The sequence below is a fragment of the Rhizobium sp. PRIMUS64 genome, from assembly GCF_023006465.1.
Taxonomy (GTDB): domain Bacteria; phylum Pseudomonadota; class Alphaproteobacteria; order Rhizobiales; family Rhizobiaceae; genus Rhizobium; species Rhizobium leguminosarum.
This window is the reverse complement of record NZ_JALBGX010000042.1, coordinates 1-17429: the sequence shown is the minus strand read 5'-3', so window position 1 is coordinate 17429 and position 17429 is coordinate 1. Positions and strand designations below refer to the sequence as shown.

Sequence of the window (17429 nt, the reverse complement as noted above, 5' to 3'; positions counted from 1 at the left end):
CTTTCGTGCTTCCATTTTCCCGCCCCGTGGCCTGCTGATCAGATCTTCGAGGGATCGAGGATTGCTGCGTTCAGATCCTGATATTCCTCGCAGCCGGTGCCGCAGATCGCCTTGATTGACTTCAGCTGGTCCTTGGCGAGATCGAGCTGACCCTTGATGACATAGGCTTCGCCGAGATATTCGCGGACCTTGGCGTATTGCGGGTCCATCTTCACCGATTGCAGATAATAGGAGATGCCCTCATCGGTGCGGCCGAGCTTGCGGGTGGCATAACCGCGATAATTCAGCACTTCGGCGGTGTTCTGATCCTTGACCGTGTCGAGCACGGCAAGCGCTTCTTCGTAACGGCCGGCCTTGGCCAGCGAATAGGCATAGTCGGCGCGGTTCTCGTCGGAGACGTTGGCGCTCTGTTGCTTGACGCATTTCTTGGTCTTCTGGTCGTAGATCTCGCCCTTCTTGCAGGTGGGCGTCGTGCTGCTATCATCGCCGACCGCAAAAACCGGGCCGGAGACAACAGAAGCGGCAAGGCAGCCGCCGAGAATGATGGAAGCGATGCGGGCTGTCATGATCGTCATGGGGAAACTCCTCGAAAGTGACGTTGCGACGAGAGAACACCGCTGCATCCAGCTTTATTCGGCTGCTGCTTGCATTTCTTTCTTCACCCTTTCGTGAAGCTTCAGAGCTGAATAATTTAGGCGTCTGCGTGTTTTCCTTCGTTCCGCCGGAGGGACAAGGAGAATTCTGTGACCGATACCGTCAAACTCGTCAGCCTCGCCGTTGCGACACCCGAACATGTCATTTTCCAAAAACAGGCGGTCGAAGCCTCGGCCCGGTTGTTTGCCGACCGCTTCGAGGATTTCCGCCATCTTGCCCGCGTCTTCGATAGCGCCGGCATCGAAAAGCGCCATGCGGCGCGGCCGCTTTCCTGGTTCGACGAGCCACATGGCTGGCGGGACCGGATGCAGGCCTTTGCCGAGGTGGCAGGCGGGCTTTTCGTCGAGGCTGCCACCTCTGCCCTTCGCCAGGCAGGGCTTGAGGCCGGCGATGTCGACTGTGTCGTGACCGTCTCCTCCACCGGTTTTACGACACCGAGCCTTGATGCGCAGCTTAGCCGCAGGATGGGTTTCAGACCCGATATCGAACGCGTGCCGGTCTTCGGGCTCGGCTGTGCCGCCGGCGTGTCAGGTTTTGCGATCGCCTCGCGGCTGGCGCGAAGCCGGCCGGGCACTGTTGTGCTTTTCGTCTCGATCGAGCTTTGCACGCTCGCCTTCCGGCTGGACGAGCTGACGCGACCGAATATCATTGCGACGGCGCTTTTCGGCGACGGCGCTGCCGCCTGCGTGCTGCGATCAGGCGGAGACGGACTGGCGGAAGTTGAGTCGACCGGCGAGCATCTCTTTCCCGACACGCTCGATATCATGGGCTGGAAGATCGATGACGGCGGCTTCGGTATCGTGCTGGCGCAATCGCTGCCGCCGTTTGCCGAAAAGGAGCTCGGCCCGGCGGTAACGGCCATTCTGGCGCGAAACGGGCTGAGGGTGGAGGATATCGACCGCTTCATCTGCCATCCCGGCGGCATGAAGGTGCTGGCCGCGATGGAGAGCGCGCTTTCGATGGTGCCGGGCACGTTGGATCACGAGCGCACCGTGCTGGCCGAATACGGCAACATGTCCTCGCCGACCATCCTGTTCGTGCTGGAGCGGGCAATCCGCGCCGGATTGCCGGCGCGCTCCGCGATGATCGCCATGGGGCCCGGCTTTTCGGCCAGCTGCGTGACGCTGCGGGGGGCGGCATGATGTGGCCGTCGATCGCGCTTTTGACATTCGTGACGCTGCAGCGGCTGGCGGAACTCGTGCTCGCCCGGCGCAACACCGCGGCCCTTCTCGCCAGGGGCGCCAGAGAGGTTGCGCCGGAGCACTATCCCATCATGGTGGCGCTGCATGCAGGCTGGATCATTGGTCTCTGGCTGCTTGCACCGGGCAGGCCGGTCGCGCTCTTCTGGTTTCTCGTGTTCATGGGGCTGCAGGCGCTGCGGCTCTGGGTGCTGGCGACGCTGAAAGGCCGCTGGACGACGCGCATCATCATCCTGCCCGGCGCGCCGCTCGTCAGTTCCGGCCCCTATCGCTTCCTCCGCCATCCGAACTATGCGATCGTCGTCGGCGAGATCGCCGTCCTTCCCCTCGCCTTCGGCCTGCCGCTTTACGCGATCGTCTTTTCCCTTCTCAATGCGCTTATCCTCCATGTCCGCGTGAAGGCTGAAAATGCCGCACTGAAAAGCGCAATGATTTTGAAATGAATGCGATTTTCCGTTTGCGTCGCGGTATCGGCACGGGCATTTTCACCCCGATAAACAAAGTGGAATGCAGGGGAAATGACGAAGAACGCAATCGTGCTCGGCGCCGGCATCGTCGGGGTTTCCACGGCCATCCATCTTCAGCGGCGCGGCCGGCAGGTGACGCTGATCGACCGCAAGGATCCGGGCAACGAAACCTCCTTCGGCAATGCCGGCCTGATCCAGCGCGAAGGTGTCGCGCCTTACGGCTTTCCCCAGCAGCTCGGGCTTTTGCTGCGTTATGCGCTGAATAACCGCATCGACGCGCATTATCACCTGCGCACGCTGCCGAGCCAGCTCGCCTTTCTCGCCCGCTACTGGTGGAATTCCAATGCGCGCCGCCACGCCATCATCACCCGGGCCTATGCGCCGCTGATCGCAAATTCGGTTGTCGAACACAAGGATCTGATCGAGGCGTCGCAGGCCGAAGGGCTGATCCGTAAGGACGGCTGGATGAAGATTTTCCGCACTGAAGCCAAGCGCGACGGGGCTCTTGCGGAGGCCGCACTTTGGCAGAATGAATTCGGCGTGGAGTTTGACAGCCTGACGCCGGCCGATATCGCCCGCATGGAACCGCATATGACCGGCGATTTCGCCGGCGGTATCCACTGGCGCGATCCCTGGTCGGTGCTCGACCCGCATGCGCTGACATCGGCCTATCGCCGCTATTTCGAAAGCCTCGGTGGCAAGTTCGTCACGGGTGACGCCGCCTCGCTCGGTCAGTTCGGCTCCGGCTGGAAGATCATGACCAGGGAAGGTCCGCTCGAAGCAGAGGATGCGGTGATGGCGCTCGGCCCCTGGGCGGCCGTTGCAACGCGCCGGCTCGGCTATTCCTTCCCGCTCGGCGTCAAGCGCGGCTATCACATGCACTATGCCGCCGAGGGCAATGCCGTGCTCAACAACTGGACGCTCGATGCCGAACGCGGCTATCTCCTTGCGCCGATGCGCCGCGGCATCCGCCTGACGACAGGGGCGGAGTTTGCAACGCTCGACGCGCCGAAGACGCCGGTCCAGCTCGACCGGGCCGAAGCCGTGGCGCGTACGATCTTTCCGCTCGGAGGCAGGCTCGATCCCGAACCCTGGATGGGGGCGCGGCCCTGCACTCCCGACATGATGCCTGTTATCGGCAAGGCGCCGCGCCATCAGGGCCTCTGGTTTGCCTTCGGCCATGCTCATCACGGGCTGACACTCGGGCCGGTGACCGGCCGCGTGCTTGCCGAACTCATCACCGGCGAGACGCCGTTCATCGATATCGCGGCCTATTCGCCGCAGCGTTTCAACCCGTAACGCCGAGCGCGGCGAGGCCTTCGAGCGCCGTTGCCGCAATGCCGTCGATCGTGTCGTCGATATCGGCAGTGACGACGCCCGGCTCGCCTGTGGGCACCTCAAGCGTCGCAAGTTGGCTATCCAGCAGCGAGACCGGCATGAAATGTCCCTTGCGCTCGCCCATACGCTTCATCAGCAGCGCCCTGGAACCTTCGAGATAGACGAAGAACAAATTGCCACCGGCAGCAGCCCGCAGCCTGTCGCGATAGATGCGCTTCAGCGCCGAGCAGGAGACGATGATGCCCTCGCTTTTCTCCAGCGAGGCCTTCATGTCTTCGCCGATCCGGTCGAGCCAGGGCATTCGGTCCTCATCGTTCAGCGGAATGCCCTTCGACATCTTTTCGACATTGGCGGCCGGATGAAGCGCATCACCTTCGACGAAGACCAGGTGCAGGGCTTCAGCGAGTTTCTCGCCGACGGAGGATTTGCCGCAGCCGCTGACCCCCATGACGATGATCGCATGGGGTCTGTTCATCTGCTCATCCGGCATGGTTACTCCTCGGGCTTGTCTTCCCGCTCAATCGAGCGGGAAATGACAGGCATATTGATGTGTGCCTTCCCCAGTTAATTCGGGAGAAACCTGGCGGCAATGGTCCTGCGCCTTCCAGCAGCGCGGATTGAAGTGGCAACCCGACGGCGGCTTCAACGGCGAAGGCAGTTCGCCCTGCAGGCGAATGCGGGTCTTTTCGCGATCGGGATCGGCGATCGGCGTCGCCGACAGCAAGGCTGCCGTATAGGGATGGCGCGGCCTGGCGAAGACCTCGGCGGCGGGACCGGTTTCCACGGGACGGCCGAGATACATTACCATCACCTCGTCGGCGATATGATGGACGACGGACAGGCCGTGCGAGATGAAGAGATAGGCAAGCCCCATCTCTTTCTGCAGGTCCATCAAGAGGTTCAGCACCTGCGCCTGGATCGACAGATCGAGCGCCGAGACCGGTTCGTCGAGCACCAGCACCTTCGGCCGCAGCATCAGGGCGCGGGCAATGGCGATGCGCTGACGCTGGCCACCCGAGAACATATGGGGATAGCGGCCATAATGCTCCGAACGCAGGCCGACGCGCGCCATCATCTCCTCCACCTTGCGGCGGCGGGCGGCGGCGTTGAGATCGGTGTTGATCTTCAGCGGCTCTTCGAGGATCGAACCGACCTTCTGGCGCGGGTTGAGCGAGCCGTAGGGGTTCTGGAAGACGATCTGCACCTGGCTGCGCAGGCTGCGGTCACCGACATGGGCCGGCTTGCCGTCGATCAGCAACTGCCCTGATGTCGGATCCTCGATCATGGTGACCAGGCGGGCGAGCGTTGACTTGCCGCAACCGGATTCGCCGACGACGGCGAGCGTCTTGCCGGAATGCAGGCTGAAGCTGACGCCGTTCAGCGCCTTGACGGTGGCATCGGCTTTGAAGAGGCCGCGGTTGACGGTGTAAAAGCGGGCGAGATCCCTGCCCTCGAGAACGGCGTCCGTCATACGAGGTCTCCTGCAGTTTCAACGGCCATGATGCCGGGATGCCCGAGCGGCTTGCCGTCCTTCAAAGGATAGTTGCAGAGCGCCAGTCCGAGCTCCGGCCCCTGGCGGACAACGCCGCGCTCGCATTCGACCGTGGCGAAGCCACAGCGCGGCGCGAAGAGACAGCCCGTCGGGCGACCATGCTGGCCGGGAACGACACCGGCGATCGAGGGAAGACGCTGGCCGACTTTGGCGCGTTCCGGCAGAGCGGCGAGCAGGGCTGCGGTATAGGGATGATGCGGATCGCGGAACAGCGCCCTCACCGGCTGTTCTTCGACCTTCTGGCCGGCATATTGCACCTGCACACGTTCGGCGGTTTCGGCAACGACGCCCATGTCATGGGTGATCAGCACCAGCGCCATGCCCTGCTCCTTCTGCAGGCGAACGAGCAGATCGAGGATCTGTGCCTGGATCGTCACGTCGAGCGCGGTCGTCGGCTCGTCGGCGATGAGCAGCTTCGGATTGCAGGCGAGCGCCATGGCGATCATCACGCGCTGGCTCATGCCGCCGGACATCTGATGCGGGAAGTTCGACAGGCGCTCTTCCGGCGCCGGAATGCCGACGAGGTTGAGCAGTTCGATCGAACGTTGGCGGCGCTCCGTGCGGTTGAGGCCCATATGGAAGCGCAGGGTCTCGCCGAGTTGGAAGCCGACCGTGAAACACGGGTTGAGGCTGGACATCGGCTCCTGGAAGATCATCGCCATATCCTTGCCGACGATCCTGCGGCGCTGGCGGGCGGAGATGCCGCGCAGATCCTTGCCGTCGAACTGCATGCGGTCGGCGGTGATCTTCGCCGTCCAGGGCAAAAGCCCCATCAGGGCAAGCATGGCAACGGATTTGCCCGAACCGGATTCGCCGACAACCGACAGGATCTCGCCCTTGTCGCAGACAAGCGATACGCGGTCGACGGCGCGGAAGAGACCGGAAGAGGTCTGGAATTCGACAGTCAGATTTTCAATCTCGAGGAGTGGCATCACGACCTCTTCAGTTTGGGATCGAGCGCGTCGCGCAGGCCGTCGCCCATCAGGTTGATGGCGAGAACGGTGATGAGGATGGCAAGACCCGGAAACGTCACCACCCACCAGGCGCGCGAGATGAACTCACGGGATTCGGCCAGCATCGTCCCCCATTCGGGTGTCGGCGGCTGGGCGCCCATGCCGAGAAAGCCGAGGGCGGCGGCATCGAGAATCGCCGCCGAGAAGGCGAGCGTCGCCTGAACGATCAGTGGCCCAAGACAGTTCGGCAGGATCGTCTTGAACATCAAACGGAAGGTGCCGGCACCGGCGACACGCGAGGCAATCACATATTCCTTCTCACGCTCTGAAATGACCGAGGCGCGCGTCAGCCGCACGAAATGCGGCTGGTTGACCAGCGAAATCGCGATCATCGCATTGGTCAGGCCAGGCCCGAGCACGGCCACCAGCACGAGAGCCAGCAGCAGCGACGGGAAGGCCAGGATGATATCCATCAGGCGCATGATCGCCGTATCGATCTTGCCGCGGAAAAATCCGGCGACGAGGCCGATCAAGACGCCTGAAATGACCGATAACGTGACGACGACGACGCCGATGAAGAGCGAGAACCGCGCGCCGTAGATCAGGCGCGAAAGGATATCGCGGCCGACGGCATCCGTTCCGAGCGGGAAGGAAGCGCTGCCGCCCACCATCCAGAACGGCACGGCCAGCAGTACCGCACGGTTCTGCTCGTTCGGTTGATGTGGCGCAAAGAGCGGCGCGAGGACTGCGACGACCAGAATGATGATGAAAACCACCAGGCCGATGACGGCGCCCTTGTTGCGGGAGAAATAATGCCAGAACTCCGCAAGAGCGGATGGCTGGCCGGTTTTGACGGTGACCGTGCTCATGGACCGCTCCTAATGACGAATGCGCGGATTGATGAAGCCGTAGAGAACATCAACAATCAGATTGACCAGCATGATGACGCCGGCGATCAGCAGAAGACCGCCCTGGACCACGGCGTAGTCGCGCTTGAAGACCGAATCGACCATCCATTTGCCGATACCCGGCCAGGAGAAAATCGTCTCGGTGAGGATGGCGCCGGCAAGAAGGACGCCGATCTGCAGACCAATCGTGGTGATGACCGGGATCATCGCATTGCGCAACGCGTGCACGCCGACGACGCGCAACGGCTTCAGACCCTTCGAACGCGCCGTGCGGACATAGTCCTCGCCCAGAACCTCGAGCATCGCCGAACGCGTCTGGCGGGCGATAACCGCGAGCGGGATGGTCGCCAGCACGATGGTCGGCAGAATGAGGTAGCTGACCGCCGAGGCGAAGGCGCCCTTTTGGCCCGACAGCAGGCTGTCGATCAGCATGAAGCCGGTGACCGGCTTGAAGAAATACATCAGCGAGATGCGGCCGGAAACCGGTGTCCAGCCGAGATAGCCGGAGAAGAAGATGATAAGCAGCAAGCCCCACCAGAAGATCGGCATGGAATAACCGATGAGGGCAACACCCATCACGCTCTGATCGAACCACGTGCCTCGCTTGACGGCCGCAAAAACGCCGGCGGGCACGCCAAGACAGACCGCGATGATGATGGCACAGAGCGAAAGTTCCAGCGTTGCCGGGAACAACGTGAAGAACTCACCGAGAACGGGCCGCTTGGTGACGATCGAGGTGCCGAGATCGCCGTGCAACACTTTTACGATATAATCGAAATATTGCACATATATGGGCCGGTCGAAGCCAAGATCGTGCATGATCTGGGCGTGACGTTCCGGCGCCATGACACGTTCCCCCGACAGAAGCATGACCGGATCACCGGGAATCAGGCGGATGAACGAGAAGGCAATGAGTGAAACGCCGAGAAACGTCGGGATCAGCACCGCGAGGCGGCCGATGAAAAAACGCAACATAGCAGGTTTTCCAATAGTTTCCGGCGGTCAGGGGAACCTGACCGCCGGCCGCACCCGGCGTTGACCGGGTAGTTTACAGATTTTTTATTATTCGGAAATGTCCACGCCGTCGAAACGGTGGATGCCTAGCGGATCCATGAAGAAGCCCGAGACCTTCTTGCTCATCGGAACGAAGACCAACGAGTGGTCAAGCGTATTCCAGGGAGCTTCCTTCTTGAAGATCAGCTGCGCCTGCTCATAAGCCTTGGTGCGCTCGGCGACGTCGGCCGTCTGCTTGGCCTTCGTCATCAGATCGTCGAATTCCTTGTTGCACCACTGAGCGCGGTTGTTGCCGCCGACAGCGTCGCAGCCAAGCAACGTATCCATGAAATTGTCGGGATCGCCGTTGTCGCCGGTCCAGCCGAGGATGACGGCACCGTCGCGATTCTTGTCGGACGAGAGCTTCAGATATTCGGCCCATTCATGGGTGACGATTTCCGCATCGACGCCGACCTTGGCCAAGTCGGCCTGCATCAATTCGGCGGCGCGACGCGCGTTCAACATGTAGGGACGCGAAACCGGCATCGCCCAGATCTTCATCTTCAGATCCTTGACGCCGGCATCTGCCAGCATCTTCTTCGACGCATCGGGATCGTACTTGTCGTCTACGACGGCGTCGTTATAGGACCACATCGTCGGCGGGATCGGGTTCTTGGCAACGGCCGCGGCACCCTGGAAGACGGCATCGACGATCGCCTGCTTGTTGATCGCCATGTTCAGCGCCTTGCGGACTTCGGCCTTGTCGAATGGAGCAATCAAGGTGTTGTAAGCGAGATACGAAACGTTCAGGCCGGCTTGCTCGAGCACGGTCAGGTTCTCGTCCTTCTTAAGTTCGGCGACGTCAGCCGCATTCGGATAAGGAATGAGGTGGCACTCGCCGGCCTTCAGCTTCTGGGCGCGCACGGCAGCGTCAGAGGTGATCGCGAAAACCAGATCGTCGATCTTTTCCTTACCCTTGAAATAGGTTTCGTTGGCCTTGTAGCGGATAACGGCATCCGGCTGGTAGGCGACGAAGGTGAACGGGCCAGTGCCGAGCGGCTGCTGGTTCATCTGCGCCATCTTGCCGTCGGCGGCGAGCTTGTCGGCATATTCCTTGGAGACGATCGAGGCGAAGTCCATGGCGAGGTCGGCGAGGAACGGCGCTTCGGGATGGTTGAGCGTGAACTTGACGGTGAGGTCGTCGACCTTCTCGACCGACTTGATCAGCTCCGGGAAGCCCATGCCGGCAGCGTATTCGTAAGAGCCGCCCTCGACATACTTGTTCCACGGATTGTCAGCCTTGAGCTGGCGCTCGAACGAGAAAATGACGTCGTCGGCATTGAAGTCACGCGTCGGCGTGAAGAAGTCGGTGGTCTGGTACTTGACGCCCGGATGCAGCTTGAAGGTGTACTCCTTGCCGTCGGCCGAAACGCTCCAGCTGTCGGCCAGGCCCGGCTCGATCTCGGTGCCGCCATGCTTGAATTCGACGAGACGGCTATAGACCGTGCGCGACGACGCGTCGAAGGTCGTGCCTGCCGTATAGAGGCTCGGGTCGAAGCCTTCCGGCGAGCCCTCGGAGCAATAAACAAGGGTCTTGGACCAGGCCGACGTCGCCATGACGGAAATCAAGGCCGTCGCTGCCAGGAGGACAGAGATCTTTTTCATAATATTGTTTCCCGGTTGTTCTTTTTTGATGTTTGGAGATCGTAGAATGGCATCACGATCGACGGTTGATGGAACGATATTTATCTACTGAAAGCAACGGGCTACGCAGAAAAATTTTCCAGCTGGACAATTTTAGAAATTTTCAGTCAAAAATCAGCCGCATTTGGAAATATTCAGACAAAAAAGACCGGAATTTTGTCGCATTTGGTACAAAAGCGCGCCCATCGCGACATGCAACCGGCATTTCCCAGCAGTCCGAAGGCCAATGAGACGCCCGCAAAAACAAAAACCGCGGTTGCCGGGGCAACCGCGGTTCAGAAGCATATTCTGCTCTCTAATTCAGGCGGCGGGGGCAACGATCGCGGGTTTGCGATATGCCGGCTCGCCGGTAATTCCGAGAAGGAAATTGATCTGCGGACGCGCCTTGACGAGGTCGTCGATGGAATATTCCGACAGCACGGCGAAGAAGGCGTTGAGCGCCTTGCGCAGCGCCGAATTCAACCCGCAACTGTCGACCAGCGGGCATTCGACTTCACCGTCATCCTCGAAACATTCGGCCATGGCGAAGCTGTCTTCCGTCACCCGAACGACGTCGAAAAGACTAATGTCGGCGGCCGGCTTGCCCAAGCGCACACCGCCATTGCGACCGCGCACGGTTTCGACCAGACCCGCCTTGTTCAGCGGCTGAAGGATCTTGAAAAGAAAGAGCTCGGAAACGCCATAGGCCTTGGCGATTTCCGGAATCCGGCTCAAGTGGCCGTCATTGGCAGCACAATACATCAACATGCGAACCGCATAGTTCGTCTGCTTCGTCAACCGCATGCCATTCTCCTGACTCGTCTGTTCAGACCTATATAGGCGGTTTGGTAGTTTTGAACAATTCCAAAATATGAAATTCGCATTCAGCTTATGAGGCCATTTGCCGCGACGTCAATCCTGCTCCAGGATCCCGATGTCATCCAGGATGGCCAGCCTGCGCTCGGGCGTGCCTTGCGCATCAATTTGACCTCGGCACTGGGGGAATAGGGGATGGCGAGCAGACTCAGGACATCCTCGACGCCGGACCGATATCGCCGGCAATCAGCATGATGAGGAAAAATTCGGGAGCCAAAAGGCCCCCGAATTGCAGATTTCAGATCGGAATGTCGTGACGATCACTTCATCGTCGGCATGACGAATTCGGCGCCGCTCTTGATGCCCGAGGGCCAGCGGGCAGTGACAGTCTTGGTCTTCGTCCAGAACTTGATCGAATCCGTGCCGTGCTGGTTGAGGTCGCCGAAGCTCGAGGCCTTCCAGCCGCCGAAGGAGTGATAGGCGAGCGGAACCGGGATCGGAACGTTGATGCCGATCATGCCGATATTGATGCGCGATGCGAAATCGCGGGCGGCATCGCCGTCACGGGTGTAGATGGCGACGCCGTTGCCATATTCGTGCTTCATCGGCAGCGACAGCGCATCCTCGTAGTTCGCGGCGCGAACGACGGAAAGGACAGGTCCGAAGATCTCGGTCTTGTAGATATCCATCTCGGGCGTGACGTGATCGAACAGGCAACCGCCGACGAAATAGCCATCTTCATAACCCTGGAGCTTGAAATCGCGGCCGTCGACGACGAGTTTGGCACCTTCCTCGATGCCGCGGTCGATCAGGCCGCGAACACGGGTATAGGCTTCCTTGGTGACCAGCGGGCCCATGTCGGCCTTGTCGTCGGTATAGGGGCCGATGCGCAGGGACTCGATCTTCGGCGTCAGCTTCTCGACGAGGCGGTTGGCGGTCTCCTCGCCGACCGGAACGGCAACCGAGATCGCCATGCAGCGCTCGCCGGCCGAACCGTAGCCTGCGCCCATCAGCGCATTGACGGCCTGATCCAGGTCTGCATCCGGCATGATGATCATGTGGTTCTTGGCGCCGCCGAAGCATTGGGCGCGCTTACCGTTCATCGCCGCGGTGCCATAGACGTAGCGGGCGATCGGCGTCGAGCCGACGAAGGAGACGGCGCCGATATCAGGATCGGTGAGAATTGCGTCAACCGCACCCTTGTCACCATTGACGACGTTGAGGATGCCGGCGGGCAGACCGGCCTCGATCATCAGTTCGGCGAGGCGGATCGGCAGGGAGGGATCACGCTCGGAGGGCTTCAGGATAAAGGCGTTGCCGCAGGCGATTGCCGGGGCAAACATCCACATCGGGATCATGCCGGGGAAATTGAAGGGGGTGATGCCGGCGCCGATGCCGACCGGCTGGCGGATCGAATACATGTCGATCGCCGGCCCCGCGCCCTCGGTGAACTCGCCCTTGGCGAGATGGGGAATGCCGCAGACGAATTCGCAGACTTCGAGGCCGCGAATGACGTCGCCCTTGGCATCCTCGATCGTCTTGCCGTGCTCCTTGGAGAGGATTTCGGCAAGTTCGTCCATGTGCTTGTTCAGGAGTTCGACGAACTTGAAGAAGACGCGGGCGCGGCGCTGCGGATTGGTGGCAGCCCATTTCGGCTGCGCAGCCTTGGCGTTTTCGACGGCGGCGCGCAGTTCCTCGACGCTTGCGAGTGCGACGGTCGCCTGCACTTCGCCCGTCGCCGGATTGTAGACATTGCTCACGCGGCCGCTGGTGCCGGCAACCTGCTTGCCGCCGATGAAATGACCGATCTCACGCATGGGTGTTCCTCCTGTTTTTCGATGACCGACAATCGCACTTCAATTTGCACAAATCAATGCGCTGATATAAGCAACCGTTGTGCGTGAATTATAGCTCTATCGTTGCATCAGGCGCTGCGGCTGCTTTCAAACTTGGTACGGCACGCCAACAAGTCAAACGCCGACAAGTCAAACCCTGGGGGAGGTCAAACCGATGAGCCGGAAACCCATCGTCAGAATGGCGGAGCTGGAGATCGATCCGGAGACGCTTGAAACCTATCGCGCCTTGCTCGTGGAAGAAATTGAAGCATCCCTAGCGTTGGAAGACGGCGTCCTTTCCCTGAGCGCTGTTTCCATCAGGGACAACCCAAACCGGATCCGTATTCTTGAAGTCTACGCCGACCAACAAGCATACGAGGCCCATCTGCGGACACCACATTTCCTTAAGTACAAGAACCAGACAGCGCAGATGGTGACATCGCTGACGCTTATCGAGGTCGATCCGATCGCAATGCGTGCCAAGCCATGAATTGGGACGATGTTCGGATTTTCCTTGCCGTCGCCCGCACCGGGCAGATCCTTGCCGCCTCGAAGCGGCTGGGGCTCAATCACGCCACGCTCTCACGTCGACTGACTTCGCTGGAAGCGGCGCTGAAGACACGGCTTTTCATCCGTCGCACAAACGGCTGCGAGCTGACGGCCGAAGGCGAAGTGTTCCTGGCATCCGCGGAGCGGATGGAAACGGAAATGCTCGCGGCACAGGCCAGCCTCGGCCATACAGATACGGCAATTGCCGGGACTGTGCGCGTCGGCGCGCCTGATGGGTTCGGCGTTTCCTTTCTTGCGCCGCGCATGGGCAGACTGATCGAGCGCCATCCGGAGCTGAAGATCCAGCTCGTGCCGGTGCCGCGCTCTTTCTCGCTGTCGCAGCGCGAGGCGGATATCGCCATCACGCTGGAGAGGCCCGAACAAGGCCGGCTCGTCTCCTCCAAGCTCACCGACTACACGCTCGGTCTCTATGCCTCACGCGACTACCTCGCCTCCCGGGGCACGCCAGGCGATATCGACGCGCTGAAAGCGCATCCGCGCATCGGTTACGTCGAAGACCTGATCTTCACCGCCTCGCTGAATTTCTCCGGCGAGGTGATGCGGAGCTGGGATGCCAGCTTCGAAATTTCGACGGCGATCGGGCAGACGGAAGCGGTACGATCAGGCGCCGGGATCGGCATCCTACACGATTATATCGCCCGGCAGTATCCGGAGCTCCAGCGCATCCTGCCGGAGGTTTCGATCCGCCGCGCTTACTGGACGACCTATCACGAAACGGCGCGCGACCTCATGCGCGTCAGGAGCGTTGCCGATTTCCTGCAGGAGCTCGTCAGCGCCGAACGGCATATTTTTCTTTAAGCCTCGAAAGCGTGTTTTGCCGGTTCGTCGTTCTCGTCAGGATTTGGAACCGGCGCTTCGTCAGGAAGCCGGTCAGGCTCCGGTTCCTTGATCGGAGGCACCGGCTTCCAGCCGGGTCCGGGCATCGGCGGCTGATCGGGAATGGGTTCGTTGGGCACGGACATGACCGCCTCCCTTTGATGATTTCAGTTTACGCGACATTCGGGGCTATTTGTCCGGCTTCAGCGATTCGGCAGCGCGCATCGGCATGCTGTCGATAATGGCGAAGAGCTCGCCATCGGTAATCGGCTCGCTGGCCTTGAGCTTCACGGTGCCGTCCTTGCCGAGAAGGAAAGCGGCGAATTCGCCCACCTCCGGCGCCGCGAGATCGCGGCGGATCGCTTCGCCGTCGAGGCCGTCAGCCGCACCGAAGAGTGGTCGAACGCCGGCACCGGAAATCTTCAACACGACCAGGTCACGCTCATCGAGCGCTGAGCGATCGGCCAGCAGATGATTTTCCTGCCGGGCGGCGCGTGAATTATCCCTGTCGGCGAAAACAACGAAGACGCGGTTCTTCCACTGAAACTGCGCGAGACTTTCGACCGGCGCATAAGCGCTGTTGGTCTCGTCGATCTTCGTCGCACCGTAGAGAAGAGTTTTCGACATGCGTATTCTCCCGTCAACTGGAGAACGGCCCGAGACGGCGCGGGTTCCATCGAAACGTCAGGGAACCGTATTTTTGGTTTCACTTCCCAAATTCATCAGTGAGATCCGTTTAAATGCCATTCACACCGATGCCACGGCCACGACTGACAGCCCGCTGGTGCCGTTCCGAGATGATCTGTTCGCTGCTTTCCATGCGCACCGTCCGCTGCAGGACCTTCAACCTGTCCTGCATCGCCTCGAAGGCGCTGCGCTGCGCTGGTGGCACACGGTTGATGAGATCCTTTTCGCCGCGAACGATGGCATTGCGACCAAAGCGCTCGTCGAGTGCCCGGCTGACGGCGGCGAACTCCCGGCGAATGCTGGGATCGAGAGGGGCAGCGGAAGCCGTCAGCTTGCGGTCGTTGTTCTTCGCCTCGGCAGTCAGTCGCATGAGCACGTCTTCCGCCGCCGTCGACAGAGCAGGAATGGCAACCGCCATGCGCCGTCGCTCTTCGGCGATAGCCTGGCGTTCGGCATCGAGCACATTGACGTAGGCCGAACCGAGCGATCGCAAACGGGCGGCGGCTTCAGGCACGGCCTGCACCGCCTCTTTCCGCTCCCGGCCGGCGGCCAGCATCCGGTCCATCAGGCGATCGGAACCGCGCAATGCGCCGTAGGCGGCCGGATCGTTGGTCACTGCGGCGGCGATGCGCTCGCCAGCAAAACCTTTCTGAAGCAGATCTTCGATCTTGCCGACGGCGCCGACCGGATCGCGCCAGATCGCACTTGCCACCGCCGCCAGCGCTGCTCGCTGCTGGCGATAGAGAGGATCTGAGAGCACACGCGAGCGCGCCTCCTCGTCGATCGCGGTCCTGAACTCGGTGACGGCGGCAAGCATGGGGACATTCTCCATCCCTTGATCGGCACTGGCGCCGGCAACAATCTTCGAACGATCCCGGCGCTCGGCGAGATGCTGCTCGTCGGCAAAGCGCTTCACGGCCTCGAACAGCCGGGTCAGCTTCTCGCCTCTGCTACTGGCGAGGTCTTCCGGCATACGCTCGACCATGTTGCGTTCGCCAACCGCGTCGGCCTTCGAGGTAAACGCGCTCCAGCCAAAGCGGGCGGTCAGCGCCTCGCTGACCGCCTTGACCTCCTGGACGATCGAGCGATCTTCGGCGGCAAGCGCAAAGGCGGCCTTGTAGGCGTCGTCACCACCTTGCCTGCGCACCGCCTCGATCTCGGTAAGACGTGCCATCACCTTTTCGGAGAGCGCCGGGATCGGCAATGCCATATGGGCGCGGCGCTGTTGCTCGTGGCTTTCGAAGCGTTCGGCATTCCGGCGGAACCGGGTGGCATGGGCGCGGACGAGCGGCAGCAAGTCCGTCAAGGCAGTGATCGCGGCATTTCGTTCGTCGCGTGCCGCACGACCATCGACGATCAGGTCGGAACCCCGCAGGCGGCCGAGCCGCTCGGGTGCTTTGGCGAGATCATCGGCAAGCCTGCGCGGATCGACGCTTATATCCGATGAAAGCGCGTTCAGGGCGACAAGGGCTGCATCCGGGTCACGATAGATCTTCTCCAACAGCGGCCGGAGGATGGCTTCCCGTTCCTTCCAGGCAGGAGACGAAAGTTGTGCCAGCCGCGCATCTTCCTCCACGCTGCTGGTGAAGACTGTGGTGGGTGGAATCAGATATCGGCCGCTCGCAACATCCGCCTCCAAGGCGGTTTGGGGTTCACGTTCCTCGTTGTAGGCGATGCGCCGTTCCCGCTCGATCGTGAAGCCGAGCGCCACGCTTGCCCGCTCCCACAGCTTCGCCAGCTGCTCGCGCTTCTCGGCAATCCCGGCCCACCGCCGGGAAAGGCTTTCCTCCACCCCGGCTGCGGCAAGCGAAAGGTGATCGAGACCACGGCGGCGGGCAAAATCTTGCGCCTGGGCGCGATAACCGGCCTCGCTTTCAAAATCGAGCGTCGTCGTCTTGGCGCCGGAACGCGACAGGCGCTCTACCAGCTGCTTGAACACATCCGGTCGATGGCTTTCCCGCTCGATCCGTTGCTGACGTTCTGCGGCGGTTTCGATCCGCTTGGCGGTCCAGACGTTGCGGTCGACCTCTCTTTCCTTGAACCGCTTCTGGCCGGTTTGCTCGTCGACGATGGCAACCTTGATCGTCACCCGCTCGACGCCGTCCTTGCGCAGCGTGACGGTATCGCCCTCTGAGACGCCACCTTCCTCGAGCGCCTTCGGCAGGCTGACGCCCCATAGACGATGGAGGGTGCCGTCATCCGTCCTGACATCGGCATAGGGGCTGTCGTCGGCATCCTCGTCATTCGGCCGGAACTTGGCTTGTCCTGTTTCCACGAGCGCGCCGGTGACGCCGGCGGCATGATCGACATGCGGCTTTCGTCCCCATTCCGGCTTTGCTTCAAAATCGTCCTTCGCCGCATAGAGATCGACGCGGTCTCTGTGTCTCGTCATCGACACATAGGTCAGGTGCTGGTCCATCATGCCGGTGGCGAGCACGAAGGTTCGCTCGACAGTGGCGCCTTGAGACTTGTGAATGGTCGCGGCGTAGCCATGATCGACATTGCGATAGCTGCTCTCGCTGATGACGACATCACGGCCACTGTCGAGACGGACCGAAAGCACTGCGTCGCCACGTTTGTCGCCGGTGGAAACGACCGTGCCGAGCATGCCATTCTTCACATGTTGCGGGCCGAGACGCATTGCGCGCGGTTCAACGAAGCGGGCATTCTCCAGGAAGATGATACGGTCACCGGCAGCAAATTCCCGCGCGCCGCGCTCGGTCCGGAAAGCGCGGTTCTCACCAAGTGCGCCCTCTCCCACCATCACCGATCGCAGCGCCTCGTTCAGACGCTTGACGTCCTCGTTGGTGTGGGCGAGCACCAGCAGTTCGTCACCACGAAGACGATCGTCATTGCCTGCCGTGGTTGAGTTCTGGATTGCCTGTTTGCGCGCTTGGCTCCAATCGGCGACGATCCGATCGATCGTTTCCGCCCGTGTCCCTGCCTCGATCAGATGCC

At 61.2% G+C, this 17429-nt stretch carries 17 protein-coding genes; 5 read left to right on the top strand and 12 right to left on the bottom strand.

Annotated features, from left to right (window positions below):
• Positions 1-38: 38 nt before the first annotated feature.
• A complete protein-coding gene (locus tag MOV76_RS17975; RefSeq protein ID WP_047623132.1) occupies positions 39-575 on the bottom strand; it encodes a tetratricopeptide repeat protein in 537 nt (178 codons plus the stop codon).
• Between the two features lie 168 nt (positions 576-743).
• Between MOV76_RS17975 and MOV76_RS17970 the strand changes: the two genes are divergently transcribed.
• The 3 genes from MOV76_RS17970 (at position 744) to MOV76_RS17960 (ending at position 3619) form a co-directional block, all read left to right on the top strand.
• Positions 744-1796 carry a type III polyketide synthase gene (locus MOV76_RS17970; protein ID WP_247265009.1) on the top strand — a complete coding sequence of 351 codons (1053 nt, stop codon included), beginning with the start codon at positions 744-746 and terminating at the stop codon, positions 1794-1796.
• Positions 1793-2296 (top strand): isoprenylcysteine carboxyl methyltransferase family protein, encoded by a 504-nt coding sequence (locus MOV76_RS17965; protein WP_247265008.1) that lies wholly within the window; start codon positions 1793-1795, stop codon positions 2294-2296. The genes MOV76_RS17970 and MOV76_RS17965 overlap by 4 nt, the downstream gene beginning before the upstream one ends.
• 75 nt (positions 2297-2371) lie before the next feature.
• A complete protein-coding gene (locus MOV76_RS17960; protein ID WP_247265007.1) occupies positions 2372-3619 on the top strand; it encodes an FAD-binding oxidoreductase in 1248 nt (415 codons plus the stop codon).
• Here the strand turns inward: MOV76_RS17960 and MOV76_RS17955 are convergent.
• The 8 genes from MOV76_RS17955 to MOV76_RS17920 all read right to left on the bottom strand — a co-directional run bounded on the left by MOV76_RS17955 (position 3609) and on the right by MOV76_RS17920 (position 12380).
• Positions 3609-4148: a gluconokinase gene (locus MOV76_RS17955; protein ID WP_247265006.1), complete on the bottom strand. Its 540-nt coding sequence runs from the start codon at positions 4146-4148 to the stop codon at positions 3609-3611. The two genes, MOV76_RS17960 and MOV76_RS17955, sit on opposite strands and share 11 nt — an antisense overlap.
• Before the next feature lie 27 nt (positions 4149-4175).
• Entirely contained in the window at positions 4176-5129 is a 954-nt protein-coding gene (locus MOV76_RS17950) for a peptide ABC transporter ATP-binding protein (protein WP_018445768.1), read from the bottom strand.
• Positions 5126-6142 (bottom strand): ABC transporter ATP-binding protein, encoded by a 1017-nt coding sequence (locus MOV76_RS17945; RefSeq protein ID WP_018445769.1) that lies wholly within the window; start codon positions 6140-6142, stop codon positions 5126-5128. Before MOV76_RS17945 ends, MOV76_RS17950 begins: the two co-directional genes overlap by 4 nt.
• Entirely contained in the window at positions 6142-7032 is an 891-nt protein-coding gene (locus MOV76_RS17940) for an ABC transporter permease subunit (RefSeq protein WP_018445770.1), read from the bottom strand. The genes MOV76_RS17945 and MOV76_RS17940 overlap by 1 nt, the downstream gene beginning before the upstream one ends.
• Before the next feature lie 9 nt (positions 7033-7041).
• A complete protein-coding gene (locus MOV76_RS17935; RefSeq protein ID WP_018244875.1) occupies positions 7042-8046 on the bottom strand; it encodes an ABC transporter permease subunit in 1005 nt (334 codons plus the stop codon).
• A gap of 87 nt (positions 8047-8133) precedes the next feature.
• Positions 8134-9729, bottom strand: a complete 1596-nt coding sequence (locus MOV76_RS17930) for an ABC transporter substrate-binding protein (protein ID WP_018244874.1) — start codon at positions 9727-9729, stop codon at positions 8134-8136.
• 339 nt (positions 9730-10068) lie between these two features.
• Positions 10069-10551 (bottom strand): iron-responsive transcriptional regulator RirA, encoded by a 483-nt coding sequence (gene rirA / locus MOV76_RS17925; protein ID WP_018244873.1) that lies wholly within the window; start codon positions 10549-10551, stop codon positions 10069-10071.
• Positions 10552-10883: 332 nt separating this feature from the next.
• Positions 10884-12380, bottom strand: a complete 1497-nt coding sequence (locus tag MOV76_RS17920; RefSeq protein ID WP_018445771.1) for a CoA-acylating methylmalonate-semialdehyde dehydrogenase — start codon at positions 12378-12380, stop codon at positions 10884-10886.
• Positions 12381-12573: 193 nt separating this feature from the next.
• Between MOV76_RS17920 and MOV76_RS17915 the strand changes: the two genes are divergently transcribed.
• Together MOV76_RS17915 and MOV76_RS17910 are read left to right on the top strand one after the other, a co-directional pair.
• Complete coding sequence (locus tag MOV76_RS17915) at positions 12574-12888, top strand: putative quinol monooxygenase (RefSeq protein WP_131647276.1); 315 nt, start codon at positions 12574-12576, stop codon at positions 12886-12888.
• Positions 12885-13766 (top strand): LysR family transcriptional regulator, encoded by an 882-nt coding sequence (locus MOV76_RS17910; protein WP_131647275.1) that lies wholly within the window; start codon positions 12885-12887, stop codon positions 13764-13766. Before MOV76_RS17915 ends, MOV76_RS17910 begins: the two co-directional genes overlap by 4 nt.
• On the opposite strand, the gene MOV76_RS17905 is transcribed toward MOV76_RS17910, so the two are convergent.
• The 3 genes from MOV76_RS17905 to MOV76_RS17895 all read right to left on the bottom strand — a co-directional run.
• Positions 13763-13930 carry a hypothetical protein gene (locus tag MOV76_RS17905; RefSeq protein WP_164903171.1) on the bottom strand — a complete coding sequence of 56 codons (168 nt, stop codon included), beginning with the start codon at positions 13928-13930 and terminating at the stop codon, positions 13763-13765. The two genes, MOV76_RS17910 and MOV76_RS17905, sit on opposite strands and share 4 nt — an antisense overlap.
• 43 nt (positions 13931-13973) lie before the next feature.
• Positions 13974-14411 (bottom strand): DUF4174 domain-containing protein, encoded by a 438-nt coding sequence (locus tag MOV76_RS17900; RefSeq protein ID WP_166480589.1) that lies wholly within the window; start codon positions 14409-14411, stop codon positions 13974-13976.
• Positions 14412-14520: 109 nt separating this feature from the next.
• Positions 14521-17429 (bottom strand): BID domain-containing protein (locus MOV76_RS17895; protein WP_247265005.1); only part of this gene is annotated, 2909 nt, incomplete at its 5' end.

Bases quoted from the DNA above. Each gene is read 5' to 3' on its own strand.
- MOV76_RS17960 (WP_247265007.1), top strand. From the start codon at position 2,372: ATGACGAAGAACGCAATCGTGCTCGGCGCCGGCATCGTCGGGGTTTCC.
- MOV76_RS17935 (WP_018244875.1), bottom strand. From the start codon at position 8,046: ATGTTGCGTTTTTTCATCGGCCGCCTCGCGGTGCTGATCCCGACGTTT.
- MOV76_RS17950 (WP_018445768.1), bottom strand. From the start codon at position 5,129: ATGACGGACGCCGTTCTCGAGGGCAGGGATCTCGCCCGCTTTTACACC.
- MOV76_RS17905 (WP_164903171.1), bottom strand. From the start codon at position 13,930: ATGTCCGTGCCCAACGAACCCATTCCCGATCAGCCGCCGATGCCCGGA.
- MOV76_RS17900 (WP_166480589.1), bottom strand. From the start codon at position 14,411: ATGTCGAAAACTCTTCTCTACGGTGCGACGAAGATCGACGAGACCAAC.
- MOV76_RS17920 (WP_018445771.1), bottom strand. From the start codon at position 12,380: ATGCGTGAGATCGGTCATTTCATCGGCGGCAAGCAGGTTGCCGGCACC.
- MOV76_RS17910 (WP_131647275.1), top strand. From the start codon at position 12,885: ATGAATTGGGACGATGTTCGGATTTTCCTTGCCGTCGCCCGCACCGGG.
- rirA (WP_018244873.1), bottom strand. From the start codon at position 10,551: ATGCGGTTGACGAAGCAGACGAACTATGCGGTTCGCATGTTGATGTAT.
- MOV76_RS17975 (WP_047623132.1), bottom strand. From the start codon at position 575: ATGACGATCATGACAGCCCGCATCGCTTCCATCATTCTCGGCGGCTGC.
- MOV76_RS17915 (WP_131647276.1), top strand. From the start codon at position 12,574: ATGAGCCGGAAACCCATCGTCAGAATGGCGGAGCTGGAGATCGATCCG.
- MOV76_RS17945 (WP_018445769.1), bottom strand. From the start codon at position 6,142: ATGCCACTCCTCGAGATTGAAAATCTGACTGTCGAATTCCAGACCTCT.
- MOV76_RS17965 (WP_247265008.1), top strand. From the start codon at position 1,793: ATGATGTGGCCGTCGATCGCGCTTTTGACATTCGTGACGCTGCAGCGG.
- MOV76_RS17955 (WP_247265006.1), bottom strand. From the start codon at position 4,148: ATGCCGGATGAGCAGATGAACAGACCCCATGCGATCATCGTCATGGGG.
- MOV76_RS17930 (WP_018244874.1), bottom strand. From the start codon at position 9,729: ATGAAAAAGATCTCTGTCCTCCTGGCAGCGACGGCCTTGATTTCCGTC.
- MOV76_RS17940 (WP_018445770.1), bottom strand. From the start codon at position 7,032: ATGAGCACGGTCACCGTCAAAACCGGCCAGCCATCCGCTCTTGCGGAG.